This window comes from Acinetobacter junii (genome assembly GCF_018336855.1).
Classification (GTDB): domain Bacteria; phylum Pseudomonadota; class Gammaproteobacteria; order Pseudomonadales; family Moraxellaceae; genus Acinetobacter; species Acinetobacter junii.
In genome coordinates, this window is record NZ_CP059558.1 from 586,214 (window position 1) to 611,170 (window position 24,957).

The 24,957-nt window shown below is 39.8% G+C and carries 23 protein-coding genes; 14 read left to right on the plus strand and 9 right to left on the minus strand.

From position 1 onward, the window contains the following. Positions 1-186: 186 nt before the first annotated feature. Both H2677_RS02795 and H2677_RS02800 read right to left on the minus strand, forming a co-directional pair. On the minus strand, positions 187-1,383 hold the full coding sequence (locus H2677_RS02795) for an MFS transporter (protein ID WP_087539546.1): 1,197 nt from the start codon (positions 1,381-1,383) through the stop codon (positions 187-189). 19 nt (positions 1,384-1,402) lie between these two features. After that, positions 1,403-1,822, minus strand: coding sequence for a RidA family protein (locus H2677_RS02800; RefSeq protein ID WP_212639100.1), 420 nt, complete (start codon positions 1,820-1,822; stop codon positions 1,403-1,405). Positions 1,823-1,893: 71 nt separating this feature from the next. Between H2677_RS02800 and soxR the strand changes: the two genes are divergently transcribed. From soxR to H2677_RS02820, 4 genes are all read left to right on the plus strand, one after another. Continuing rightward, positions 1,894-2,382, plus strand: coding sequence for a redox-sensitive transcriptional activator SoxR (gene soxR / locus H2677_RS02805; protein ID WP_212639101.1), 489 nt, complete (start codon positions 1,894-1,896; stop codon positions 2,380-2,382). Between the two features lie 699 nt (positions 2,383-3,081). Further along, complete coding sequence (locus H2677_RS02810) at positions 3,082-4,209, plus strand: Re/Si-specific NAD(P)(+) transhydrogenase subunit alpha (protein ID WP_004906659.1); 1,128 nt, start codon at positions 3,082-3,084, stop codon at positions 4,207-4,209. Positions 4,210-4,220: 11 nt separating this feature from the next. Further along, entirely contained in the window at positions 4,221-4,544 is a 324-nt protein-coding gene (locus H2677_RS02815) for a proton-translocating transhydrogenase family protein (RefSeq protein WP_004681730.1), read from the plus strand. Positions 4,545-4,547: 3 nt separating this feature from the next. Continuing rightward, the gene (locus tag H2677_RS02820; RefSeq protein WP_004906661.1) at positions 4,548-6,002 is read left to right on the plus strand and encodes an NAD(P)(+) transhydrogenase (Re/Si-specific) subunit beta; all 1,455 of its coding nucleotides are present in this window, start codon (positions 4,548-4,550) and stop codon (positions 6,000-6,002) included. Between the two features lie 62 nt (positions 6,003-6,064). Here the strand turns inward: H2677_RS02820 and H2677_RS02825 are convergent, their stop codons facing one another. Beyond that, positions 6,065-6,886, minus strand: coding sequence for an SDR family NAD(P)-dependent oxidoreductase (locus tag H2677_RS02825; RefSeq protein WP_212639102.1), 822 nt, complete (start codon positions 6,884-6,886; stop codon positions 6,065-6,067). Positions 6,887-7,183: 297 nt separating this feature from the next. On the opposite strand from H2677_RS02825, the gene H2677_RS02830 reads away from it, so the two are divergent. Both H2677_RS02830 and H2677_RS02835 read left to right on the plus strand, forming a co-directional pair. After that, positions 7,184-8,506, plus strand: coding sequence for an ammonium transporter (locus H2677_RS02830; RefSeq protein ID WP_212639103.1), 1,323 nt, complete (start codon positions 7,184-7,186; stop codon positions 8,504-8,506). Positions 8,507-8,520: 14 nt separating this feature from the next. Further along, positions 8,521-9,147 carry a hypothetical protein gene (locus H2677_RS02835; RefSeq protein WP_212639104.1) on the plus strand — a complete coding sequence of 209 codons (627 nt, stop codon included), beginning with the start codon at positions 8,521-8,523 and terminating at the stop codon, positions 9,145-9,147. 40 nt (positions 9,148-9,187) lie between these two features. On the opposite strand, the gene rsfS is transcribed toward H2677_RS02835, so the two are convergent. The 5 genes from rsfS to H2677_RS02860 form a co-directional block, all read right to left on the minus strand. Further along, positions 9,188-9,586, minus strand: coding sequence for a ribosome silencing factor (rsfS, locus tag H2677_RS02840; protein WP_004906669.1), 399 nt, complete (start codon positions 9,584-9,586; stop codon positions 9,188-9,190). Positions 9,587-9,667: 81 nt separating this feature from the next. Continuing rightward, entirely contained in the window at positions 9,668-10,462 is a 795-nt protein-coding gene (locus H2677_RS02845; RefSeq protein ID WP_212639105.1) for a hydroxypyruvate isomerase family protein, read from the minus strand. A 24-nt stretch (positions 10,463-10,486) separates the two neighbouring features. After that, positions 10,487-11,353 carry an NAD(P)-dependent oxidoreductase gene (locus H2677_RS02850; protein ID WP_130575922.1) on the minus strand — a complete coding sequence of 289 codons (867 nt, stop codon included), beginning with the start codon at positions 11,351-11,353 and terminating at the stop codon, positions 10,487-10,489. Positions 11,354-11,374: 21 nt separating this feature from the next. Further along, the gene (locus tag H2677_RS02855; RefSeq protein ID WP_130575923.1) at positions 11,375-12,163 is read right to left on the minus strand and encodes a crotonase/enoyl-CoA hydratase family protein; all 789 of its coding nucleotides are present in this window, start codon (positions 12,161-12,163) and stop codon (positions 11,375-11,377) included. Positions 12,164-12,238: 75 nt separating this feature from the next. Next, a complete protein-coding gene (locus tag H2677_RS02860; RefSeq protein ID WP_212639106.1) occupies positions 12,239-15,049 on the minus strand; it encodes a GacS-like sensor histidine kinase in 2,811 nt (936 codons plus the stop codon). Between the two features lie 148 nt (positions 15,050-15,197). Here H2677_RS02860 and cysM point away from each other — a divergent pair, with 148 nt between their 5' ends. From cysM to H2677_RS02880, 4 genes are all read left to right on the plus strand, one after another. Further along, positions 15,198-16,121, plus strand: coding sequence for a cysteine synthase CysM (gene cysM / locus H2677_RS02865; protein ID WP_004955667.1), 924 nt, complete (start codon positions 15,198-15,200; stop codon positions 16,119-16,121). Positions 16,122-16,182: 61 nt separating this feature from the next. After that, positions 16,183-17,004 (plus strand): 3'-5' exonuclease, encoded by an 822-nt coding sequence (locus tag H2677_RS02870; protein ID WP_129261845.1) that lies wholly within the window; start codon positions 16,183-16,185, stop codon positions 17,002-17,004. 9 nt (positions 17,005-17,013) lie between these two features. After that, positions 17,014-18,423: a 23S rRNA (uracil(1939)-C(5))-methyltransferase RlmD gene (rlmD, locus tag H2677_RS02875; protein WP_212639107.1), complete on the plus strand. Its 1,410-nt coding sequence runs from the start codon at positions 17,014-17,016 to the stop codon at positions 18,421-18,423. 31 nt (positions 18,424-18,454) lie between these two features. Continuing rightward, positions 18,455-20,761 carry a RelA/SpoT family protein gene (locus H2677_RS02880; RefSeq protein ID WP_004906689.1) on the plus strand — a complete coding sequence of 769 codons (2,307 nt, stop codon included), beginning with the start codon at positions 18,455-18,457 and terminating at the stop codon, positions 20,759-20,761. A 39-nt stretch (positions 20,762-20,800) separates the two neighbouring features. On the opposite strand, the gene H2677_RS02885 is transcribed toward H2677_RS02880, so the two are convergent. Beyond that, on the minus strand, positions 20,801-21,574 hold the full coding sequence (locus tag H2677_RS02885) for an SDR family oxidoreductase (RefSeq protein ID WP_212639108.1): 774 nt from the start codon (positions 21,572-21,574) through the stop codon (positions 20,801-20,803). Positions 21,575-21,672: 98 nt separating this feature from the next. On the opposite strand from H2677_RS02885, the gene mazG reads away from it, so the two are divergent. The 4 genes from mazG (at position 21,673) to folK (ending at position 24,950) form a co-directional block, all read left to right on the plus strand. Next, positions 21,673-22,479 carry a nucleoside triphosphate pyrophosphohydrolase gene (gene mazG, locus H2677_RS02890; protein ID WP_212639109.1) on the plus strand — a complete coding sequence of 269 codons (807 nt, stop codon included), beginning with the start codon at positions 21,673-21,675 and terminating at the stop codon, positions 22,477-22,479. Then, positions 22,448-22,873: a ComEA family DNA-binding protein gene (locus H2677_RS02895; protein ID WP_075696109.1), complete on the plus strand. Its 426-nt coding sequence runs from the start codon at positions 22,448-22,450 to the stop codon at positions 22,871-22,873. Before mazG ends, H2677_RS02895 begins: the two co-directional genes overlap by 32 nt. 137 nt (positions 22,874-23,010) lie before the next feature. Then, a complete protein-coding gene (gene pcnB / locus H2677_RS02900) occupies positions 23,011-24,465 on the plus strand; it encodes a polynucleotide adenylyltransferase PcnB (RefSeq protein WP_212639110.1) in 1,455 nt (484 codons plus the stop codon). Then, positions 24,462-24,950 carry a 2-amino-4-hydroxy-6-hydroxymethyldihydropteridine diphosphokinase gene (folK, locus tag H2677_RS02905; RefSeq protein ID WP_004960709.1) on the plus strand — a complete coding sequence of 163 codons (489 nt, stop codon included), beginning with the start codon at positions 24,462-24,464 and terminating at the stop codon, positions 24,948-24,950. Before pcnB ends, folK begins: the two co-directional genes overlap by 4 nt. Positions 24,951-24,957: the final 7 nt, after the last annotated feature.

The following is a 24,957-nucleotide window of genomic DNA, read 5'->3' on the forward strand; positions in this document are numbered from 1 at the left end:
TATGGTTATTTGTATAAATAGATCCTATCCATCATCGGGGCAACGGAAATACGTGGCTTTAATGATTCAAGTGGTTGCATAAAATATTCTCGGATGTGGACAAGAAAAGAAAGGGCAGCATTATACGAGTTTTACGAAAAATTCACCAATCATCCTCATCCTTGAGAAATCTAAATATTGGTTTATCTAAAGTTGATGCATTGCAGTGTTTTTTCGAGTGAGTAGTAAATCTAATAAGCTAAAGATCATACATGCTAGCACTAAGCCAATACCTGCAAAGCAGGTCATCGTCCAACCACCATGGTTCCATGCAAAAATTCCTAAAGCAGAACCGCACGCGCCACCGGTAAAATAAGCAGTCATATAAATGGCATTAATACGTGATTTTGCATCAGGGCGTAAGCGAAAGATTATGCTTTGATTGCTCGTGTGGACCAATGCAAGCGCCAACTGAATCAGTGCAAAACCCAAGATATAGCTAAATAAATAGAGTTGACCAAAATAAAAAAATATCCAACTTAAGATAAACAAACCACAACCCATCCAAGTGAGTTGATTGGTAAATCCCTGATCCGCATATTTACCAATATATTGGGTTGATAAAGCACCAAAAATACCAACTAAAGTCACCATACCAATAAATAAATCAGGTAATTGATGTGCAGAGCTAAGTAGTAAAGCAATCGTTGAGTACAAGATACTCACTGCTGCAAAAGCAAAACCACCTGTCAGTGCTCTCAGCACTAAACGTTTTTCTTGTTTTAAGAGTTGCCCCATTGAAACAAATACTTGTCCATAATTTAGTTTCATCTTCATGACGTATGGCAGACGGCTTTTAAGTGCAAAGGCAAGAAACAGCATCAAAATTCCACTGACGATATAAATCACCTTCCAATGAAACAAGTTTGAGAATAAGCCAGCTAGGCTAGTCGACAAAAGAATACCGACCAGTAGTCCACTCATTAAAAAGCCTACAACTTCACCTGTTTTCTCAGGTTGAACAGTCATCGTTGCCAACGGTATCAATACTTGTGCTGCTACAGAAAATAATCCAGCCATAATGGTACCGACCCAAAGCATCGGTAAGTTCACAGAGAACGCACTGATAAACAATCCCGCTGCACATAAGCTCATTAAGAGTGGAATAAATTTGGTTTTATTCACCACATCGCCCATAGGGACAATAAAAAGTAAACCGAGAGCATAAGAAACTTGGGCAAAGGTAACTGTAAGAGCAGCTTGGCTCTGACTAACAGAGAAATACTGTTGTATGGAGTGGATCAGTGGTTGACTATAATAGTTTGCACCGGCACATAGACCGCATGCAGCCGCCATAAACCAGAGTAAGGCTTTATTTTCACTAATATCTTGAGTGTTAGGCATAATGTTCTCTTAAACTGGTTTACACAGTATATGCAGTTGCTTCGATTTCAATTTGCATACCTTCCAACGCTAAACACGGCACGGGAATGAGCGTACATGCAGGAAATGCAGCATTTTTCCAAAAGTGTTGGATAGTCTGTGTGAGCAAATGTAGCTTTTCAGCATTGTGATTGACAATTAACACGCGCAAAACAGCAATATCTTTGAGCTGTGCTTGTACTGAATTGAGTGCTGTTTGAATATTATAAAAGACTTGTTGTACCTGTTGGTCAAAATTATATGAAAGTTCACCTTTATTATTTTCTCCGCCTTGCCCTGAGATATGAATGATCTTCATATTAGGCTGAACGACAGCAATGTGACTATATCCATTTAGGCTAGGATCATACAGCCCATTTGGATTAATGAGTTTGAATGCGAGAGAATCTGAATCTTTCATGACTAAACCGTTCGTAGAAATTCTAAAAATGTTAGTATCAAAGCTCAAGTTAACTAGAGGTCAAGCAGATTTTGAAAAGACAACAATCTCCAAGTTGGCTAACGATAGGTGAGCTTGCAAAACGAAGCGGTGTAAGTGTTCCAGCCATTCGCTTTTATGAGGAAAAAGAATTAATTGGGGGGATACGAACGACAGGTAATCAGCGTCGTTATCAAAGGGCAATGCTGAGGCGTATTGCTATTATTAAAACAGCGCAGCAAGTTGGAATATCATTACAACAAATCAAGCAAACCTTCGAAACTTTACCTAAACATCGCAGTGCGACAAAAAAAGATTGGCAAATCATGTCTCAACAGTGGCAAGGACAACTGGATCAACAAATTATGATGTTACTCCAATTGCGACAGCAGTTAGATCAATGTATTGGATGTGGGTGCTTATCTCTGGAACAATGTCCTTTACGAAACCCTGACGATTGTCTTGCTGAAGAAGCAATGGGAGTACATTTTCAAAAAATTTTGTTTTTGATGGATCAAGATGACATTGATATTTCAACATAATGTCTACTTTTGCACTAAAATTGTGCAATATGGTGCTTTTAGTAAGACAATCTCCTATAAATATCACTTGAGAAAATGCCATTTAAACTTTTTACATTTCTTTTTTAGTTTTCCAATCTTTTTTTGCGTAGTGAGATCAACCCAATCTTAAGAAAAATGAATCAAGTGAAAGTGAAATAAGCTGTTGTTATCAGATAAATTGATAGAAAAGTCGCATTTAAAACCAGTAAAACTTTTAAAGAAGCCAATCCTTATCATTAAATGCATGATTAAGATGCAAATTGACCTAATCAATTGATACGTACATAAGCAAATCGAATCATTCAGAGACGATCTGAGATCTTTATGTATCAGAGATAGTGAGAGCGGGTTTTAGTTTATTTATGAGATATCGCTATACAGGCTTTTATATCAATAAAAGCTTAGGCAAGAATTGAGCTGTATTGATAATAATCAAATCGAATTATTTTGTTTGTATAAATTTGAATCGTTGCTTAACGGGAAGACAAACATGCTGAGCATACAAGGTTTAAATGCAAATATGAATCATCAGTTCAAAATATAGGTATTTATTAAATAAATATTGGGTGGAATTTTAAAAAACTTCCATTAGAATCCAAAATTCTACAAAGAATACTCCTGGGGGAAACATTGCTATAAGCGATGTTTACTTAAGAAAAACTAGCTTGAGGAACGCTCATGCAGATCGGAATCCCAACCGAAACTGTCGTCGGTGAAAGTCGTGTAGCTGCTACACCTGAGACAGTAAAGAAGTTGATTAACGCAGGTCATAGCGTTGTCATTGAACGTGGTGCTGGTGTTAAAGCTGCGTATATTGACAGTGCTTATGAACAAGTTGGCGCAACCATTACGGACGATGCATATACAGGTAGCCAAATTATTTTGAAAGTACGTGCTCCGAAAGGTGACGAGATTCAAAAGCTTGCGGCTAACACTACTGTAGTAGCAATGTTTGACCCTTACCGCAATCCAGAATTAGACCAGTTTGCTACTCAGCAAGTGTCTGCTTTTGCATTAGAGTTACTTCCACGTACACTTTCACGTGCACAAAATATGGATGTACTTTCTTCACAAGCAAACTTGGCAGGTTATAAATCTGTATTGTTAGCAGCGGCTGAATATCAACGTATGTTCCCAATGTTAATGACTGCTGCGGGTACCGTAAAACCTGCACGTGTTGTGATCATGGGTGTTGGTGTTGCAGGTCTTCAAGCCATTGCGACTGCAAAACGTTTAGGTGCAGTTGTAGAAGCAACAGACTTACGTCCAACAGCAAAAGAGCAGGTTGAGTCTTTAGGCGGTAAATGGTTAGACGTACCAATGTCCGATGAAGAAAAACAACGTGCTGCTGAAGCTGCGAAAAGCGGATACGGTTGGCAGCCTGGTGAGCAATACATCAAAGATCAAGCTGCGATTGTAGATAAAGCTGTATCAAATGCTGACATCGTAATCACGACTGCATTGATTCCAGGTCGTAATGCTCCACGTCTGATCAAAGCTGAAACTGTTGCCAAAATGAAACCAGGTTCTGTCATCTTAGATATGGCTGTTGAAACTGGTGGTAACGTTGAAGGTTCTAAAGAAGGCGAGACTGTTGTTACTGAAAATGGCGTGAAAATTTTGGGTATCCCAAATATTCCAGGCACAGTTGCAACAGAAGCATCTGCATTGTATGCACGTAACGTTTTCAACTTCCTTGAAACATTATTCGACAAAGACAAAAACTTTGCGATCAATCAAGAAGATGAAATCCAAAAAGCGTTACTCGTGACTCATGGCGGTCAAGTACTGCTCAAGCGCGGTTAAGGAGAGTTCTCATGGTTGAAACGATTACAATTTTCGTCCTTGCCATCTTCGTAGGTTACTACGTAGTTTGGGGAGTAACACCTGCGTTACATACACCACTTATGGCTGTAACGAACGCATTGTCTTCAATCATTATCGTTGGGGCAATGATCCAAACCGTGGGTATGCCTGTGATTGGTGTTGAAGCAAATGTAGCTTTCCAAAGCGTAAACGTTGTGAGCATCTTAGGTGCGATTGCTGTGTTCTTGGCAAGTATCAACATTTTTGGTGGCTTCGCTGTAACTGCTCGTATGCTTGAAATGTTCAAGCCGAAGCAAAAGAAAAAAGAGGGCTAATAGATGGAATTTATTCGAGACTATGCGGATTGGTTCTACCTGATTGGTGCCGTCCTTTTTATCTTAACTTTGCGTGGTTTGTCAGGTCCTAAAACTGCAATCGCAGGTAACCGTTACGGCATGATCGCTATGGCGATTGCTGTAGTGACAACATTCTTTGTTGCAGAACATCCAGTTGTTTGGATGATCGTTGGTGCGATGGTACTTGGTGGTGTGGTTGGTATCGCTCGTGCGCGAACTGTTCCGATGACTCAAATGCCTGAAACAGTTGCTTTAATGCACTCATTGGTTGGTTTGGCTGCGGTATTAATTGCGATTGCTGCGATTTTACACAACAATCAATTAACAGCATTATTTGCTGAAAATGAAGCTGCTTTAACTGCTGCTGGCGTACAGCATGCTCATATGAGCAAAGTTCATTTATTTGAATTGTTTGTGGGTTGTTTCGTTGGTGCGATTACATTTACAGCATCAGTATTTGCTTACGGTAAATTAGCTGCTAAGAAATGGGCAAAAACGATTTCTGGTGCATGGGTTAAACCTGTTCAAGCGCTTATCTTTGCTGCAATGCTTGCGGCAGGCATTATGTTCTTCTTGACGAATAACATGACTGCTTTCTGGGCGATGACAGCACTTGCACTTGCATTTGGTTGGGTTTGGATTGCGCCAGTTGGTGGCGGTGATATGCCAGTTGTGGTATCGCTTCTTAACTCATTCTCTGGTTGGGCTGCAGCTGGTATTGGTTTCACACTAGAAAACAATATGTTAATCGTTGCTGGTTCACTTGTAGGTTCTTCTGGTGCGATTCTTTCTTACATCATGTGTAAGGCGATGAACCGTTCAATCATCAACGTATTGTTTGGTGGTGCGATGGGTGGTGCAGCAGTTGCTACAGCGGACAAAGGCGAACAAGTTCAACGTAACTATCGTTCTGGTTCAGCAGATGACGCAGGTTTCTTGATGTCAAATGCTGACAGCGTTGTGATTGTACCAGGTTATGGTATGGCGCAAGGTCGTGCACAGAATGCAGTTAAAGAATTATGTGAAATCTTAAAAGAACAAGGTGTAACAGTACGTTTTGCGATTCACCCTGTTGCTGGTCGTATGCCTGGTCACATGAACGTATTACTTGCTGAAGCTGATGTTGCGTATGAAGACATCTTAGAGATGGATGAGATCAACTCAGACTTCCCAGCAACTGATGTAGTGCTTGTAATCGGTGCGAACGACGTAGTTAACCCTGCAGCGAAAGATGATCCAAGTTCACCAATCTATGGTATGCCGATTCTTGAAGCTCACAAAGCTCGTACAATCATGGTGATCAAACGTTCTATGGCAACAGGTTATGCTGGCTTAGACAATGACTTGTTCTACAATGAAAAAACAATGATGATCTTCGGTGATGCGAAGAAAGTTGTTGAAGATATGACGAAAGCAATCAATGGTGGTGGTCACTAATCTGACCTCATCAGGATTGAGAAAGCCACCCTTGGGTGGCTTTTTTATTTCGTTCTCATCAATTAAAGAAAACTTTCTACAAGATCCATGGATTGATCATATAGTTCACGAGCGAGTTGTTGATTTTTTGCGTGTGGTGATTTCCAGTCTGGCATATGTGCACTGACATATTCACCATTACGATTTGCCCAATGATCTGCAATAGCCATATCTGTAATTAACTTAGCAGGAACAGAAGTGGGGACTAAACCGATTTTCATAACTTCATAAACAGGCTTTGGTAGTTCGCGATAGATGTCTGATGCAACGCCACCTGGATGCAAAGCATTATTGGTAATGGTGCTATTCGCCATACGTTCAGCTAAAGCATTACTGAATAAAAGATTCGCTAACTTAGATTGCCCATAATAAAACAGCGGATTGTAAAAACCTTCTGCGCGAAATTTATTAGGTTTGATTGAACCTGCCCAATGTGCAATTGAAGCAAGGTGGATGATGCGAGCTTTAGGTGCTTTTTCTAAAACTGGGAGAAGCTTTTGGGTAAACAAGAAGTGACCGAGATAATTCACACCAAATTGTTGTTCAAAGCCATCTTGAGTGAGTTGTTTGGTCTTAGCAAACAATCCTGCATTATTAATTAATACATCTAAATCACCATAACGATCCGCAATTTCATCCGCTGCTTTTCGTGTATGTTCTAGGCTATTTAAATCTAAAGAAATAAAATCCACTTGCCCTTGGTCTAGTGCACGTAACTTTTTAAGTGCAGCCTGTGCCTTTAGAGGGTTACGACAAGCCAAAATGACATGTTGTTCATTTTTCACAAGTTGTTCAGCGGTAGCGAAACCAATCCCAGTATTCGCACCTGTAATTAAAATTTTCATTCCTATGCTCCAGCAATACTTATATTTCTAAAACTTTAAAGCATTGTTATATTGCTTTAATTTTGACAATTTGTCATGTCAATTTTGTGCGTAAGATGATTCATATTTATTTGAGATACGTATTTGTCAATGAAGAGACTGATATTCAAGGTGATTTCTACAAGATATCTATGGCATATCTAAGTTTTTATTTTTTTACATTGAATAAATATAAATACTTGAAAATATAAAAAGAAATATATGTTTATCTTGGCATTCTCCTTGCATTGGATTGAATGATCTTTAAAGGGGAATTTAATGAAAAATATAATTTTGATTTCTACATTTTTAATATTTCTCTCAACATCAGTATCCGCGTCAACAGCACCGAATATTCAAGAAATTCGTATTTCACTCGATAGTGTTTGGGTGGTTATTGGGGGGATCTTGGTGTTTTTCATGCAGGCAGGATTTGCATTGATCGAAAGTGGATCAGTGCGTAGTAAAAATACGGTCAATGTACTGATGAAGAACTATATGGATACCTGTATCGGGGGCTTAGTATTTTGGTTGTTTGGATTTGGATTAATGTTTGGCTTAAATCAATCGGGATGGATTGGATTGAGCCATTTTATGCCAAATCAGATGGATGATTGGCATTGGAACTTACTTTTCTTCCAAATGATGTTTGCTGCGACGGCTACAACCATTGCGAGTGGAGCAATGGCAGAGCGTATCCATTTTGTTGCCTATGTGGTAAGTGCCATTTTTGTGAGTGGTGTGATTTATCCAGTTTTTGGCAGTTGGGCGTGGGGTGGTTTGTTTGGAGGAGATGGTTGGCTCAAAGCAATGGGCTTTATTGATTTTGCAGGTTCTACAGTTGTGCATTCTATCGGTGGTTGGGTGGCTCTTGCAGGGATTATTGTACTTGGTCCTCGTTTAGGGCGATTTGGGCGTAAAGGACAAAGCCATTTTTTAGCTGGACATAATTTACCTCTAGTTGCGCTAGGTGGGTTTATTTTGTGGTTTGCTTGGTTTGGTTTTAATGCTGCTTCAACTGTTTCAGCAAATGTCAGTATTGGTCGTATTGCGTTGAATACACATTTAGCAGCATGTGCAGCAGCTTCAACTTATATGATTTTGGCATTGATCCGATCTAAAGCTGTATTAATACGCAATACTATTAATGCTTCGCTGGCAGGGTTGGTCGCGATCACTGCTGGTTGTGCCACGATGTCTCCAATTTTCGCAATTATGACAGGTGTTGGCGCAGGCATATTGATTAGCTTTGTGCCACAACTTCTTGTCAAAATGCAGTTAGATGATGTTGTAGATGCAGTTGCGGTTCATGGCGTATGTGGTGCTTGGGGTACATTGGCTGCTGGCGCATTTTTGGAAACTAATCTTTTTGATGCAAATGTGATGTATGTTCAGATCATAGGAATTTTTGCTGCATTCGTTTGGGGATTTGGTTTGGCATTGCTGGTATTTAAGATTATGGACAAAGTTCTTGGAGGTTTGAGAGTGTCTCAGCAACATGAACAACGAGGCCTGGATTATACCGAGCACGCGGAGCTTTCATACCCAGAGTTTCAAAGGGATTTAACCTTTGATGCTGACAATATTACGCATCGTCATTAATAGGAGCTGTATTTATGGCTGAATTAACGATTGAGCAAAAAAGATTAGCAATCGAAAAAGGCTTATCTCAGTTTTTACCTGAGTCTGTTTTGCAGCGTGCTTTAAGTTACTGGGAGCGTGAATATGGGCATCAGCCATCATTTGTTTTGAATCGATTTCTCAGTGAAATTTGTTCAAATGATGAATTGCGTTTGCAGCGCAAAGAAATGTTGCGTCAAGTTCTATACGAAATCTCAATATTAGAGAAGCAGCAACATCTTAAAGTAAAGGATAAAAAAGTATCCACCACGCAGCCAAGTATTCAAATTAATGAAAATCATAATGCGCTTTTTCTGGTGTTTTATGATTTCGTGATGGCTGTATTAAAGGGTGTGATACGAGATGATTATCTGGAGTTTGTGGAAGAAATACAGAAAAGCATGAAGAAGCATCGATTACTTGCTGGATATTTTTATCTTCTGGGTGCAGAGCGGGAGTCATTAAAGCAAATTTCACAGCAACATTATGCTGATATGTTAACGATGTTATATGCGATTTATTGTGATTTTTACGGTCCGATTAAAGCAGATCAGCTTTATGCTGCAATACGGCAAGAAATCAAACAGAATTATACTGAAGTGAATCTCGCATCATTATTGTAGGTATAAAAAAGCGACCTACTAAGGTCGCTTTTTTTGAGCTTTAAGCTACTGATTCAGGAGTGCGCCATAGGCTTTCGAGATCATAAAACTTACGGGCAGTAGGTAACATTACATGTACAACGACATAACCTAGATCGATAAGGATCCATTCAGCATCTCGTTCGCCTTCGACGCCGAGTGGGCGGAAACCTGCTTTACGTGCTTCATCAGCAACATTATCAGCAAGGGCTTTAACATGACGAGTAGAAGTACCGCTTGCAATTACAATTGCATCGGCAACATTACTGATTGAACTTACATCAAGTTCTAAAATATCTTTGGCTTTTACATCTGCAAGGGCTTCATGTACAACTTTTAGACAAGCTTGTACATCTTTATTAGATGGTTGGATTTTTAGGTCGTGAGAATTAGAAGCGCTGGGCGATGGTTCTAAATTCATAGAGGGTATATTTTCCTGACAATTGCTCATTGTCAAATATACCGTTTTTCTCTAAAAAATTCAAATTTTAGCCGTAACAGTTTATGTATTCACATCATTGGAGAAGTACTTTTTTTTCCATCCAAATGATTGATCTGATTGGTCTTTTGGTCTATATTCAGCCCCAATGTAGCCTTCGTAGTCACTCTGAAGTAACCAATCGAAAATAGGCTTGTAGACAATACTACCTGTATCGGGTTCATGTCGATGTGGACAATCTGCGAATTGAATATGTCCAATAAGATCAATATTTTCCTGCAATCCTGCTAGAACATCTTCCCCCATCATTGCCATATGATAGCAATCGTATTGCATTTTAAGAGCAGGGTGGTTCACTGCTTCTAACATTTCTTGGGCTTGAGCAATATTTTGAACGAGAAAGCGGGGCATGTCGGTCCCGTTAATCATTTCAAATACAGGAGTAATACCTTGTTCTGTCAGCATATGGCAGGCAAGTTTTAAGTTGCTTGATAACGTGTTTAGGCAAGGTAAAAGGTCTGCATCCAAAGGTTGCTTACCTGCCAAAATATTGACACTTGGTACCTTGAGTGCTTTTGCATATTTGATGGCTAATTCAAGTGCGTGATGAAAAGCGATTTCCTGACCTGGCACCCCTGCAAGACCATCACCACCTTGCATAAGATCCCCAGCTGGAACGTTAATTAAGCAAAGTGATAACCCATGTTGTTCAAGCTGAGTTTGAATGTCTAGGATGTCTAATTCGTATGGAAATTGAATTTCAACATGTTGAAAACCATGATTTCGAGCGAGTTCGAATCGTTCTATCAAAGGTACTTCAGTAAAAATCATGGATAAATTGACTGCAAGTCGGCTCATGTTCAATCTCCTTGAATTAATACTTTATTGTTCTATATATTGAATGATAGTCGCTAAATCCTTCTCAGCAAAGCCATTTTCTTGGTGAGCTTGTAACTGTAATAGAGCTTTTTGTGCAACAGGTATTGTTAAGTTAAAAGTTTGAGCTAGTTTTAGCGCATTATTTAAATCTTTTGATAAAGTTTGCACTTTCCATTGCACAGGTTCGAATGTATGAGTTGCCATTCGTGGTGCAAGTATTTGAAATGGTTTGGAGTCGGCGAAACCGCCTGCAAGAGCAGGGGCAAGTAGTTGGGTGTCAACACCAGCTTGGTCTGCTAAAGCGACAGCTTCTGCAATCAAGGTGCTATTTGCAGCAACGATTAATTGATTACATATTTTTGTTGCTTGACCAGTGCCAGATGCCCCCATGCGCGTAACACGTTGTGATAATACTTGATATATCGGAGCAAGTTGCTGGATGGTTTGTTCATCTCCACCTGCAAAGATGACCAGTGTCCCTTGTTCAGCGCCTGCAGTCCCACCTGAAACGGGTGAGTCAATCCATGTTAGGTTTTTTTCTTGAGCAGCCCGAGCTAAATTTTGTGTTGCTGACACAGACAAGCTTGAGAAATCGACAAGAATCTGTCCTGCGGCTAAATGAGGTTGAATTTTGCTGAAAACATTTTCGACTGCAGAGTCATCAGCCAAACAGATTAGAATAACGGGATATTCATTTATTTGTTCTAAGTCGAGTGCAATCGCACCTTGTTGAATAATTGAATCACATGCATGTGGACTTCGATTCCAAACAGCGACTTTATAGCCTGCTTGGAGTAATCGGATTGCCATACGCGTTCCCATTAACCCCATTCCTAAGAATGCGATTGGTGTTTGCTGATTAACATGCATGTGAAAATACTCAGATCATAATTACTTGTATTGACGAGGTAAGAATTGAACTTCGGGGTTCTTATCTTTCTTACGAGCGAGGGCACTATTTTTACCTAATAACAGTTTGAGTTGCCATAATTTTTCAAGGCGTAATGCTTTTTCTGGTTGGTGCTCCATGGCGTCGAGCACTCGTTTTGCTGCCATTAATGCATCTGGTGAGCGTTGCAGCATTTCTTGAGCAATCACATGTGCTTTTGCTAAAGGATCTTGATCAAGATGAGTCACTAAACCGATATTTTTTGCATATTCTGCATCAAAGATACGTGCAGTGAGTGTGAGTTCTTTCGCTAAATCAACACCGATCAGACCTTTTAATGAACGTGTTAAGCCCATGTCTGGTACTAATCCCCAACGACTTTCCATAATAGACATTTGGGTGTTAGGTGTTGCAATTCGAATATCTGCGGCAAGAGCGAGCTGCATTCCTGCACCAAAACAATATCCCTCAATCGCAGCAATGACAGGGATCGGAATATTTTGCCAAATAAGAAATGCTTTTTGGAATAAGCTTTGCCCTGGTTTGATCAGTTCCCACGCTGCAAATGCCGTATTTTTTGGATTGTTCAGGTCGGATAAGTCAATTCCAGCACTGAAGACATGTGCTTCACCTGTCAAAATGACACAACGAATCGAACGATCTTTTTCGATTTTTTTTGCAGTGGAAACAAGCTCTTTTAATAATGCAAAACTCATTGCATTACGTTTGTCTGGACGGTTTAGATAAACCGTTGCAATTCCGTTGTTTTTCTCAATACGTAAAAGCGACATTTGCTTAACTCTTATTGTGTGCGATAAGTCAGCATAGCATGAGTCCCAGAGTGGAAACATGACACAACAGTCACGCTAAATGTCATGAGAGTGTAAAACCAGATTAGCAGCTAGCTTGACTTGTTCGATTGCCATGTTAAGTTCATTAAAGCGATGATTTGTTTCACGAATAAATGCATCATCCGCTTTTCTACGCTCCTTGCGCAGTGTCGAAACAAATTGCTCAAATTCACCAGAAACACGTTGCAGGTTAGGTGTGCCAACATAACGTGTTGCACCATATAAGCGGTGCAAGACATGTTCCAGCTGAGGGAAATCTTCAAGTTCGATTAACTGCTGCATTTCTGCTAGTTCAGTATCAAAGCTATCGACTAACATGTTGAGTAGGTCTTGAGCGAGATCTTCTTTATTCGCGGCAAGTTGAATGCTTTGTTGCCAATTTAGAATTTGCGGGTCAATCGATTCAACAGGACGTTTTTGCTCGTTCACTTGAGTTTGAGAACTAAAATTATTCTTTGTCCAATGGGTAAGGATTTGAATGATTTGTTCCATTTGAATAGGTTTAGTGACGTAATCATTCATACCCACTTTGAGTAGCTTTTGTTTTTCATCCGCTAAAGCGTGTGCTGTAAGAGCAATGATTGGGAGCTGCATACCTGAATCTAAGGTTGATTCTAATGAGCGAATCGCTCTCGTGGTATCTATCCCTGACATCACAGGCATTTGAATGTCCATGAACACAAGATCAAAAGGCGGAAGTTTTTGCTCGATGCGTTCTTGAATCAGGTCAATAGCTTTTTGACCACTCAATGCTTTGGTTGTGGTGACATTTAACTCACCAAGTAAGGCTTCAAGAACGATGAGGTTTGGCAAGTGGTCATCAACGGCTAAAACATGCAACCCTTGACCATTAAAGTCTTCAGGCTCTTGTTCGAAGATCGGTTGGTTGCTCAGGAGCTGTACAAGTTCACGACGACTCAAAGGCTGATAAAGTGGTCGAGCGCGGTAATCATTGAGCATATTTGGTTCTAGGCTCATTTGATATCCGTACACAGCTAAATTGCCGCTATAACGTTGACGGATTTCTTTGAGCAATGCTTCTGTATCGCCACTGTGATCAACGATCAACCATGTATTATCTTGTTGGCTTAAATGATTTAAGCGACTGAATAGATCCAGAATTGATTGGGTTTCAATATGTGAGACATGATAGTTTTCTAAATATGAACGTAAAACACTTGCTGTTGCAGGGTGGGCGAGATAAGACACCACTTGCAAGTGCTCAAAGTGTGGATGCTCAACATATTCATCTTGCTCTTCAACTTTAAACAGCGCCGTGAACCAAAAGGTTGATCCTTTTTCTGTCGGTGCGCGTTCTTGATTGTCCTCGAAGCCGATATGACCATGCATTAAGTGTACTAATTGTTTGGAAATTGCTAACCCAAGACCTGTACCACCAAATTGGCGTGTAACGGATGCATCACCTTGCGAGAATGATTCAAATAATTTTTTACGATCGGTCCCACTTAGACCAATCCCGCTATCTTGAACACTGAAATGTAGTAAACATTGACCAATTTCATCATCCTCCATTCGAACGCGCACGATGATTTCACCATCGGGGGTGAATTTAATTGCATTTGAGATGAGGTTGGTCAGAATTTGCTTAAAGCGTAATGCATCGCCTACAACGTGTTGTGGGATATTTTCAGCATAGTAGAACGCCATGTTGATATGCTTTTGTGCAGCCAAAGGCGAAAGCATATCCATAACATCAAAAATAGCTTCTTCTAGGTCAAAAGGTGCAGTTTCGAGTTCTAGTTTTCCTGCATCAATTTTAGAAAAATCTAGTACGTCATTAATGAGTGCCAATAGATGTGCAGATGACTTGCGTATAGTCTGAAGATAAAGGTTTTGTTCATTACTCAAATTTTGTTGGCGGAGTAATAAATGAATAAAACCATCAATACTATTTAGTGGTGTTCTCAGCTCATGGCTGATATTGGCAAGGAAAACAGATTTTGATTGATTTGATGAAATTGCTTGGTCACGTGCCTGACGATAGGTAATGTTTTGGACTTCTAAGGTATCTAAGGTGCGGCGTAAATCTTCTTCTGTCTGTTCAGTATGTTCTTTAAGTTCCAAGAAACTGAAGTGTAGGCGTTTAACAACGTTGGCAATATCTCGCTGCAATAAACGTAGCTCACCAGTACTGTTCACTACAATATGTTGATCTAATGTATCTGCATTTAAACGTTGCATTTGCATCCGTATTTCATACAGTGGAGCTAACCAACGTCGTGAAAATACATTTAAGCAGAACAATAGGATGAGTAAGGTGATCAGACCTGTTACGACTAGTGATAATAAAATCTTATAGCGAGCCAGTTCTAAAGGGTGATTATCGAGCTCAACCATCAACCAAACTGGATTGGTAGCATCACTTTTAATTTTTGTACCGTAAATGCTGTTGTGATTGTGTTGTATTGGTCCAAAAAAATTACTGTTATTTGGGAAAGTTGGCCAGAAACGATTGTTTTGATAGCCGACGCTAAGATAGGTTTGTCCTTGACTATCAATCAAAACGGCTCGTTGTAAGTTCTTCTCATTAAACATCTTTTGCATGATGTTTTGAGCACGATAATATTGATCAGGACGTTCTTGCACCAGTCGCAGTAAATCTGCGGCAGTTTGATGATATCGAGCTAAGATTGCAGAAGCATCTGAACGTTGTTGTTGTTTTGCTGAGTTCGTCGTTTCTGATAAGACCCAAAGAATTCCAACGCTGGTCAATACCGCAATCGGCACTAAAATCAGTGCGATCAACTGTCCGTAAGCATGATTCAGCCGTAAACGCTTTGATAGGGTTTTATTGAAATTTGACATAGTGCGGTCAGATTTATCATTCTGCGAAACATCTTATCATGCTTTGAGAAAAGCGAGGCATTTACCAGCCAATAAAAAGCATATTGAAAAGGTGCAGTATTTTGGTTTTTTTCATACAATAGTCGCCACCTTAATATCGGTGTCGATCATGACGAATACGCAAACTGATTTTTTAGCAGAAGAATTTTTACTGGATTATTATGTCGGTAAAAGCCCCTTGGTGCGTTTACAGCGTTTAGCGAGTCATACTCAAGCCACGGTATTAGCAAAATTAGAAGGCAATAATCCTGCTGGATCAGTGAAAGACCGTCCTGCTTATAACATGATTATCCAAGCTGAAAAGCGTGGACAAATTAAGCCTGGTGATACTTTGATTGAGGCAACCAGTGGAAACACAGGTATTGCACTTGCGATGGTTGCGGCAATGCGCGGCTATAAAATGAAACTGATCATGCCAAACAATATGAGCCAAGAGCGTAAAGACGCAATGTCTGCGTATGGTGCTGAGTTAATTGAGGTGACTCAGAAACAAGGTATGGAAGGTGCTCGTGATCTCGCGATGCAAATGCAAGCTGAAGGGAAGGGCTTGGTGTTGAACCAGTTTGGTAATCCAGATAACGTGGAAGCACATTATCTCACGACAGGTCCTGAAATTTGGAAACAAACAGGTGGGAAAATCACCCATTTTGTAAGCTCAATGGGAACTACGGGTACCATCATGGGTGTTTCCAAATATTTAAAAGAACAAAATCCTGATATTCAAATTGTAGGCCTACAGCCGTCTGATGGTTCAAGTATTGCTGGAATCCGTCGTTGGCCAGAAGAGTACTTACCAACTATTTTTGATCGTAGTCGAGTTGATCGTATTATAGATATTCCACAAATTGAAGCTGAGCGAACTATGCGTAAGCTCGCTCGCCATGAAGGTATCAGTGCTGGTACATCATCGGGTGGTGCAGTGTGGGCATCTATCAAAATCGCAGAAGAAAATCCTGACGCAGTGATTGTATGTATTATCTGTGATCGCGGTGATCGTTACTTATCAACGGGATTATTCTCCGTACAAGATTAAAATCTCCGCCTAGCCCCTCTCTTTGTAAAGGAGAGGTTGGGAGGGATTGAGCGAGATTCCGATGAACTTACGTTTTCCAATTTTAGTTTTTGATATTGAAACACTCACCGATCTAAAGGCAGGGGCCCATCTTTATCATTTAGATTTACCTGATCATGATGTGGAGCAAGCGCTTACAAAAATTCGTCGTCAAGAATCTGGTATGGATTTTCAGCGACTTCCATTACATGAGATCGTTTGTATTTCAGGATTATGGATTGATGAAAAAGGGTTTCGACTTTTTTCATTTAGTCAGGAAAATAACTCTGAAGCAGAAATGTTAACTAAATTTTTATCAATTTTTGATAAAAAACAGCCTACGTTGATCAGTTGGAATGGTTCGCAGTTTGACTTGCCCGTTATTTTATTTAGGGCGATGTATCATGGTTTATCTGCTCCAAGTTTATTTGATCAAGGCGAAATTGATAATCAGAAGCGGTATAATAACTACCAAAATCGTTATCACCAGCGTCATGTAGATTTGATGGATGTGATGGCGATGTTTAATGGTCGCAATTTCCAGAAGCTTGATGATATTGCCTGTTTACTTGGCTTCCCAGGCAAGCGTGGTGAATCAGGTTATCATGTACCAGAGTATGTGCGCTCGGCACAGTGGTTGAAACTGACCAGTTATTGCGAAGGCGATGTCTTAAATACATGGTTGGTTTATTTGCGTTGGTTATTGTTGAAAGGTCAATTAAATCAACTTGATCATCAACAGTTGATTCAATCAACAATTGATTATTTACAAACTCAAACGCAACAGACAGAATTTTTACAGGTATGGCAGCAGACATCGCAATATACTGTATTCACCGCAGATACGTTTGCGCAAAAAAATTAGGTTGATCTTTTGAAGCACAAAGCAAAAAAACGTCCCGTTCACTATCCGATTTACACCTTCGATATTGAAGCTTTTTCACACGAAGGGCGTGGTATAGCGCACTATGGAACGCATCCTGACCATCCTAAAGAAAAGCATGGTAAGAAAGTGTTTATTCGTTATGCTCTGGTGGGTGAGACAGTAAAAGCAAAAATTACCAACCAAACCACACGTTTAGAAGAAGCGGAAATGATCACACTAGAAAGTGATGCTTCGGAGCAACGAGTTGCACCTGTGTGCGCGCATTTTGGTGTGTGTGGTGGATGTAGTTTGCAACATATTCATCCAGATCAACAGATAGTGTTAAAGCAAAATGTATTGAAGTCACATTTAGAACATTTTGCCGGTTTACAACCAGAAGAATGGTTAGCTCCAATTCGTTCGGTCAAAACAGATTATCGTCGCCGTGCTCGCATTGGCGTGCGATATATTCCAAAACAAAATCGACTAGTGATGGGGTTTCGAGAACATCATAGCAACCATTTGACTGATATACAGCAATGTAAGGTCTTAGATCAGGTTCTGTCAGATTCGTTGGTAGAACTAAAAACTTTACTCGAAAGTCTAACAGGCAAAGCCCACATTGGTCATATAGAATTGGCGATGGGTGATGATGAGGTCGCGTTATTAATTCGTCACTTGGATGAATTAAATGTGTCGGATGTCAACCAATTGCGTCAATTTACGTTACTCAAGGGATGGCAGTTATACTTTCAACCAAAAGGTATAGACAGTTTGCATCGAGTTGACGATGAACATGCACCTATGCGTTTACATTATAGTCTTGAGGATTTTAAGGTGAAGTTTGCATTTTCGCCTTTAGATTTTACTCAAGTGAATAGCCATGTGAATGCGCGTATGGTTCAGTTGGCATGTGAATTGCTTAATTTGAAAGAGGGTGAGCGAGTACTTGATCTGTTTTGTGGGTTAGGTAATTTCTCTTTACCTTTAGCACGCTGTGTGGGTGAAACGGGTCGAGTCATCGGTGTTGAAGCAAGTGATGAGATGGTTGAACGAGCAACTGAAAATGCGCAAGCAAATTATTTGACTCAAGCCAGCTTCTTTTCACAAGATTTAACAAAAGACTTTTCGCATCATTCTTGGGCAAAGCAAGGATTTGATGCATTATTAATTGATCCTCCACGATCAGGCGCTTATGAGGTTATGCAATACGTACCTAATTTTGGAGCGAAAAGAATCGTTTATGTTTCATGTAATCCTTCGACACTGGCAAGGGATGCAGGTGTACTGGCACAATATGGCTATCAACTTAAAAAAGCGGCAGTGATGGACATGTTTACCCATACTGAACATGTTGAGTCAATTGCCTTATTTGAAAAAATTGAACAGCTTGAAAAGACCCAAGAGATAAACGATTAGAAAATGAGTTACATATCCAGAGGAGAATGGTATGGTCACAGTACGTGAGCAGTTACCTGGACGACTTCACGAGTTGTCAGAGGAAACGACTGTAGAACATGCCGCTGAAGCGCAAAGTGGTCTAGTCTCATGGTTAGATCGAGTGCGCGATATCTTGGGTGGGGCAGAGTTAAAGCAACTACAAAAAGTTGCGCAACTTACCTTAGAAAAAGAGTTAGAAACAACGGTGAATCATCGTAGCAATACCTTTAGTACAGGTATTGGTATGGCGGATATTTTGGCACACTTACATGTTGATGAAGATACGCTTTCGGCAGCTGTCTTATATCGTAGTGTACGTGAAGGTCTGATTACTTTAGAAGATATTCAACAACAATTTGGAGAGCAAGTGTTGAGCCTTGTAAAAGGTACGCTTGCAATGGGTAAGCTCTCTGAGTTGATCGAAAAAAATAAACGTTTAGAAGATCATTTTAATAATAATCAGCGCGAACACCTGAGTGGCATTTATAAAATGCTGATCTCTGTGACGGAAGACGTTCGTGTTGTACTGATTAAGCTTGCTGAGCGTACTTATGCCTTACGTGAATTGGCGACGGCAAGTAAAGAGCGTCAAGAGCGTGTCGCACGAGAAATTCTAACGATTTATTCTCCTTTAGCGCATCGTCTAGGGATTGCTCAACTCAAGTGGGAACTTGAAGATCTTGCATTCCGATATTTAGCGCCAGAGCGATACAAAGAAATTGCTTCTTTGTTGAATGAAAAGCGTTTAGAGCGCGAACAATATATCCAATTCGTGATTGATAAACTCAAAACTGAATTGGCAGAGCATGATATCCAAGCTGAAATTAGTGGTCGAGTAAAACACATTTATTCGATTTATCGCAAAATGAAAAGCAAGAACCTTAGCTTTGATCAGTTATATGATATTCGTGCTGTTCGAGTTTTAGTTAAGGGAGTTCCTGACTGCTATCACGCTTTGGGTATTGTGCATCAGTTGTGGCGTCATATTCCAAATCAGTTTGATGATTATGTAACCAACCCTAAGGCAAATGGCTATCGCTCTTTGCATACGGCTGTGATTGCTGAGAATAAATCGCTTGAAGTACAAATCCGTACGTTTGAAATGCACAATGAGGCAGAGTTAGGCGTATGTTCGCACTTTAACTATAAAGAAGGGGCAAAGAATACCGATCATTCATTTAATGATCGCTTACACTCTTTACGTGCAGTGCTTGAACATTACCAAGAACGTACTGAAACCACACCACATGCCGAAGATGATGAGTCTAATGGTATTGATCATATTCAAGATTTTGAAAATTTTGAAAAGATTTATGTGTTTAGTCGTGATGGGGATATTAAAGAATTACCCCGTGGTTCGACAGTTTTAGATTTTGCGTACCATGTGCATACTGAAGTCGGTAACAAGTGTTATGCCGCACGTGTTAACCAGCGTTATGTTCCTCTTACCTATACCTTGAAAACAGGTGAGCAAGTTGAAATTTTAACGAAGAAAGATCGTGAACCTAATCGTGATTGGTTGGTGAATTCTTTAGGTTATATTAAAACCGCTCGAGCAAGAGATAAGTTACGTCACTGGTTTAGACAGCAAGATCGTAGTAAAAATATTGAAGTTGGACGTGAGTTACTCAATAAAGAGTTGGCGCGTTTAGCGATTCATCCAAAGAGTATTGATCTAAAAGATTATTCATCACATTTCAATTTGAAATCTGGTGATGATATTTTAGTGGCTTTGGTGAGTGGTGATATCAGTCTACATGCATTGATTAATCAAGTTAATCGTCAAATGCATCTAGATCAAGATGAGCCTGAATTAGTGCTGAAACCAGCATTGAATCCACGTGCAAGCCATACTTTATCTGCGCATGGGATTTTGATTGATGGTTTGGATAACGTAGAATTGCATATTGCACAGTGCTGTCAACCTGTTCATGGTGAGTCAATTGGTGGTTATATCACTTTAAATCGTGGTGTAAGTATCCATAAAGTGGCTTGTCCTGATTATATTCGTATGACGACTCAAGAGCCTGAAAGAGCGGTTGAGGCGGATTGGGAAATGCAGCCAACACGAGGACAGAGTGTTCAAATCGTGGTGGAAGCGTATGATCGCCGTGGTTTACTGAAAGATCTCACACAGGTGATTTTCTCAGACCAAATTAATATTCGTCAGGTCAATACGATTTCTGAGGCAGATGGTATCGCCAATATGAAACTCTTGATTGAAGTTAAAGGTTTGGCGCAATTGTCTCGGTTATTAGCTCGTTTGGAGCAACAACCAGGGATTATTAGCGCTAGGCGTTTGGTTCAAGGAAGCTAAATTAATAAAAAGCTGCATGTAAATGCAGCTTTTTTTGTATTAGCGCTTCGATAAGAAAATATTGGTGAGTCGATTTAAAAATTGTGGGCTAATACTCGACAATTGATACATCAGTTTGGTTTTGATGCCTACAGGCGTATGTGTCGGAATTAAAGCATGATCTTTTTGTTGTGCCAAATGTAATACTTGTTTGGCAACATCAGCAGGGGTTAAATCAACGCCGATATTTTGAATACTACCTGCATCCATATTCTTCACCATATTGGTTTGAACGAATAAAGGCATGACATCAAGTACACGAATATTGTACTTTTGCCATTCGACATCTAATGCTTCAGTTAAACCACGAACGGCAAACTTACTTGCGGAATATGAGGCTAAATCTGCTTGACCATAAATTGCTGAAGCAGAGGATAAATTGATAACACGAGCAAATTTTGCCTGTTGCAAATGATTTAAAGCCGTATGACAGCCATTTATAACGCCTTTGACATTGATATCAATGGTGCGATGGTGTGATTGGATATCTGTTTTTTCAAATGGCCCAGAATACAAAATTCCCGCATTATTGACTAAAATATTGAGTTCACCAGCCCAGTTTCTAAACTCTTGTAAAGCGATTTGCCATTGACGGTAATTGCTGACATCGAGGTAACCAGCCTTAGCATTCTCACCTAACTCAGTGGCTAATTTCTCAGCAAGTTCTTGGTTAATGTCATAAATTCCAACTTTATAGCCATTCTTATGGAATAAACGTGCGATTTCAGCACCAATTCCTTGTGCAGCACCACTGATAAAAACACTAGCTTGCATTGCTGTCCTTTATATTGATATTTCTTGAGTGGGTGTATATTACGCACAAGCGGCTTTATGCTGCAACAATTTAGCGGTTTAGGTTTGAGGAGATCATCATGGAAAAATTATTAGAGATCATGCAGGAATTAAGACAAAAATGTCCATGGGATCAACAACAAACACCTGAAAGTTTAACTCGTTATGCAATTGAAGAGGCTTATGAGGTCGAAGCTGCCATACGTGAGGGCAATATTGATGAGATTCGAAATGAATTGGGTGATTTGCTGTTGCAAGTGGTGTTTCAATCACAAATGTTTAGTGAGAAAGGGGCATTTGATTTTAACGATGTGGTAGTTGCAATCAGTGAAAAGTTGATACGTCGTCATCCACATGTTTTCCAAGCAGATCAGTTTAAAGATTTGAGTTCAGACCAAGTAAGTGAATTGTGGAAGCAAATTAAGCAACAAGAAAAAAAAGATAAAAGTGTATCTAGATTAGATGAAATCAAACATGCTCCAGCCTTGGTTCAAGCACAAGAGGTTCAAAAGAAAGCAGCACAACTTGGTTTTGATTTTGAAACGGTGGCTGATGCTTATGCGAAATTAGAAGAAGAGTTGGGAGAGTTGCAACAAGCAATTAGAAATCAAAAAAATGATGAAATACAAGAAGAATTCGGAGACTGCCTATTTTCTTTGATCAACGTTGGTCGTAAACTTGGGCAGTCGAGTGAGATGGCATTGTTGGCAACAATTTATAAATTTAGAAGCCGCTTTGCTTATATTGAACAACAAGCACAACGACAAAATAAAGACTTGCAAGAAATGAGTTTGGCAGAAATGGATGAACTCTGGGAGCAAGCAAAACGACAATTAAAAACTGAGGGGAAAACACATGATTTTGTCGCAGCCACGCAGCAGACATAATCTATTTATACTGATTTTACTATGGGTTGGGTGTTATACAAGTGGTTATGCGCAGCAATTTGATCAATCTTATGAAAAGTGGAAAGCTCAACAGCAAGCGCGTGACCAGCAGTTAGCTAAACAGCCCAACAATAGTTACTATTTATCAAGACCTAGTCAGCAAAACACCAAACAACTTTCATCTTCTGTAAATATTCAGTCAGATAAAATTAGTTTGAATCAGGCAAATCTAGAACAGTTACAAACTTTGAATGGAGTGGGACAGAAAAAAGCTCAAGCAATCATTGAATACCGCCAAAAGAAGGGTGGTTTTAAAACAATAGATGAATTAATGAATGTAAAAGGAATCGGGCCAAAACTGCTTGAGAAGAATAAAGCAAAGCTCATACTTTAAGATTCAATAGGGAAAAGTCGCTAATCTGAGCAATTGATCTGTTGAAACTTCAACAGAATAAATTGCCCTTTGTGTGTGTTAGAGCTATGATTAGCGACAAAATGTTATTTACGTCCTGACGTAGGAGACAGTGTCTTTTGCAAACTTTGCGCGCGTCAAAATGTGGTTTGTCCACAACTCAACTACCACCTTCAATTCTTGATGTAATTGATAGCCTCACTAAAGCAGGTTATGAAGCTTATATCGTCGGTGGTGGTGTTCGCGATATGATGCTTGGTCTTAATCCTAAGGATTTTGACGCAGTTACCAATGCTACACCAGCTCAAGTTAAAGAGGTTTTTGGTCGACGTTGCCGTATTATTGGTCGACGATTTGAGCTTGCACATGTTTATTCTGGTCGAGAATTAATTGAAGTTGCGACCTTTCGCGCACCGCCTAAAAAAGCAGTAACCAGTGCTTCTGGTATGATCTTACGAGATAATAACTGGGGAACGATTGAGCAGGACTTTGCTCGCCGTGATTTCTCAATTAACACTTTATATTATCAACCACGTAAAGCCATCGTTCTAGATTTTTGTCATGCAGTTGATGACATTAAAACACGTACATTACGATTTCTTGGGGAGCCAGCACAGCGTTTCGAAGAAGATCCTGTAAGAATGCTACGTGCCTTGCGTTTTGCTGCAAAATTAAATTTTCAAATTGATTCTTCGATCTTAGATGTATTTAATCCTGAGATGACGCAATTGTTGCGTGATGTCTCACCGCATCGTTTATATGATGAATCTCAAAAATTATTTACGATGGGACACCTGAACCGTGTTCTACCGATGTTGATTGAGTTTGGTGTTTGGAAGCAATTGTTTGCTGAAATTCCACCGAACATCACTGCTTTTATTGAGCGTGCAGCTAGAAATACAGATCAGCGTATTCAAATTGGCAAAACCATTAATCCTGCATTTTTCTATGCGGTATTGTTATGGAAACCTTTTTTAGAGCGATGTGATTTTTATTTAAATAAAGGGATGGTTCCTGCAGAGGCTCGTGCACAAGCAGGTTTGGATGTTTTAAAACGTCAAGCGACTCGAACTATTATTCCTCGTTTTGCTGAAACTTTTATTCGTGAAGTTTGGGAAATGCAGACACGTTTGCTCAATCCAAAACCGCAACAAATAGAAGCCCTAGCAGGTCATGCACGTTTTCGCGCAGGATTTGATTTCTTATTGCTTCGTGAGAAGTCTGGTGACACAAGCACAGAGGGTATGGGTGTTTGGTGGGAAAACTACCAAGAGATGTCAATTGATCAAAAAGAAGCGGTCATTCGTCAATATAATCGCCAACGTACAAAATCAAGACGTAAGCTTGCTGAAGTTGATGATGCAAAGACTACTGAAATCGAACCTTTGGTGAATGTACCTGAACCTAAAAATCGACGTGCTAAAAAAGAGCGTGTTAGAACAGATGATTCGGTCAATCGTTTTATTGAGAAAGCTTCAACTGATTCAAATTTAATTCATGCTGATCATCCGATTTTGAAACGTAAACGTGTAAAACGTGATTTAGCAGAAGTTGTTTTTGGACCGACGCAATGACGATTCGTACTTATATTGGTTTAGGTTCAAACTTAGGTGACTCAAAACACATTCTTGCAGAAGCAGTTTTGAAATTATCAAGTTTGGGTACTGTTCAAGTCTCTAAACTATATCAAAGTCCACCGATGGGACCGCAAGATCAGCCTCATTATCTGAATGCTGTGGTTCAGTTAGATACAGAATTGTCGCCACTAGATTTGCTTGATCAATTGCAACAGTTTGAGAAAGATGCTGGACGTATTCGTTTACGTCATTGGGGAGAGCGGACTCTTGATCTGGATTTACTGATTTATGGACAAGAGCAGATACACAATGAGCGTTTGACCGTGCCACATGTTGGTGTGTTGGAGCGTGATTTTGTCGTGATTCCATTATTAGATTTAGATGATCATTTACAAATAAATGGTCATTCTTTAAGAGATTTAGAACTTTTACAGCAAGCAAATTTGACTGTAATCGCAGATCAATCTTGGGCAAATGCTTAAGATTTGT

Bases quoted from the DNA above. Each gene is read 5' to 3' on its own strand.
- H2677_RS02810 (WP_004906659.1), top strand. From the start codon at position 3,082: ATGCAGATCGGAATCCCAACCGAAACTGTCGTCGGTGAAAGTCGTGTA.
- H2677_RS02885 (WP_212639108.1), bottom strand. From the start codon at position 21,574: ATGCAAGCTAGTGTTTTTATCAGTGGTGCTGCACAAGGAATTGGTGCT.
- H2677_RS02880 (WP_004906689.1), top strand. From the start codon at position 18,455: ATGGTCACAGTACGTGAGCAGTTACCTGGACGACTTCACGAGTTGTCA.
- H2677_RS02845 (WP_212639105.1), bottom strand. From the start codon at position 10,462: ATGAGCCGACTTGCAGTCAATTTATCCATGATTTTTACTGAAGTACCT.
- H2677_RS02800 (WP_212639100.1), bottom strand. From the start codon at position 1,822: ATGAAAGATTCAGATTCTCTCGCATTCAAACTCATTAATCCAAATGGG.
- folK (WP_004960709.1), top strand. From the start codon at position 24,462: ATGACGATTCGTACTTATATTGGTTTAGGTTCAAACTTAGGTGACTCA.
- H2677_RS02895 (WP_075696109.1), top strand. From the start codon at position 22,448: ATGATTTTGTCGCAGCCACGCAGCAGACATAATCTATTTATACTGATT.
- cysM (WP_004955667.1), top strand. From the start codon at position 15,198: ATGACGAATACGCAAACTGATTTTTTAGCAGAAGAATTTTTACTGGAT.
- H2677_RS02850 (WP_130575922.1), bottom strand. From the start codon at position 11,353: ATGCATGTTAATCAGCAAACACCAATCGCATTCTTAGGAATGGGGTTA.
- H2677_RS02820 (WP_004906661.1), top strand. From the start codon at position 4,548: ATGGAATTTATTCGAGACTATGCGGATTGGTTCTACCTGATTGGTGCC.
- H2677_RS02835 (WP_212639104.1), top strand. From the start codon at position 8,521: ATGGCTGAATTAACGATTGAGCAAAAAAGATTAGCAATCGAAAAAGGC.
- H2677_RS02825 (WP_212639102.1), bottom strand. From the start codon at position 6,886: ATGAAAATTTTAATTACAGGTGCGAATACTGGGATTGGTTTCGCTACC.
- rsfS (WP_004906669.1), bottom strand. From the start codon at position 9,586: ATGAATTTAGAACCATCGCCCAGCGCTTCTAATTCTCACGACCTAAAA.
- H2677_RS02795 (WP_087539546.1), bottom strand. From the start codon at position 1,383: ATGCCTAACACTCAAGATATTAGTGAAAATAAAGCCTTACTCTGGTTT.
- H2677_RS02870 (WP_129261845.1), top strand. From the start codon at position 16,183: ATGAACTTACGTTTTCCAATTTTAGTTTTTGATATTGAAACACTCACC.
- H2677_RS02815 (WP_004681730.1), top strand. From the start codon at position 4,221: ATGGTTGAAACGATTACAATTTTCGTCCTTGCCATCTTCGTAGGTTAC.
- H2677_RS02830 (WP_212639103.1), top strand. From the start codon at position 7,184: ATGAAAAATATAATTTTGATTTCTACATTTTTAATATTTCTCTCAACA.
- mazG (WP_212639109.1), top strand. From the start codon at position 21,673: ATGGAAAAATTATTAGAGATCATGCAGGAATTAAGACAAAAATGTCCA.
- H2677_RS02855 (WP_130575923.1), bottom strand. From the start codon at position 12,163: ATGTCGCTTTTACGTATTGAGAAAAACAACGGAATTGCAACGGTTTAT.
- H2677_RS02860 (WP_212639106.1), bottom strand. From the start codon at position 15,049: ATGTCAAATTTCAATAAAACCCTATCAAAGCGTTTACGGCTGAATCAT.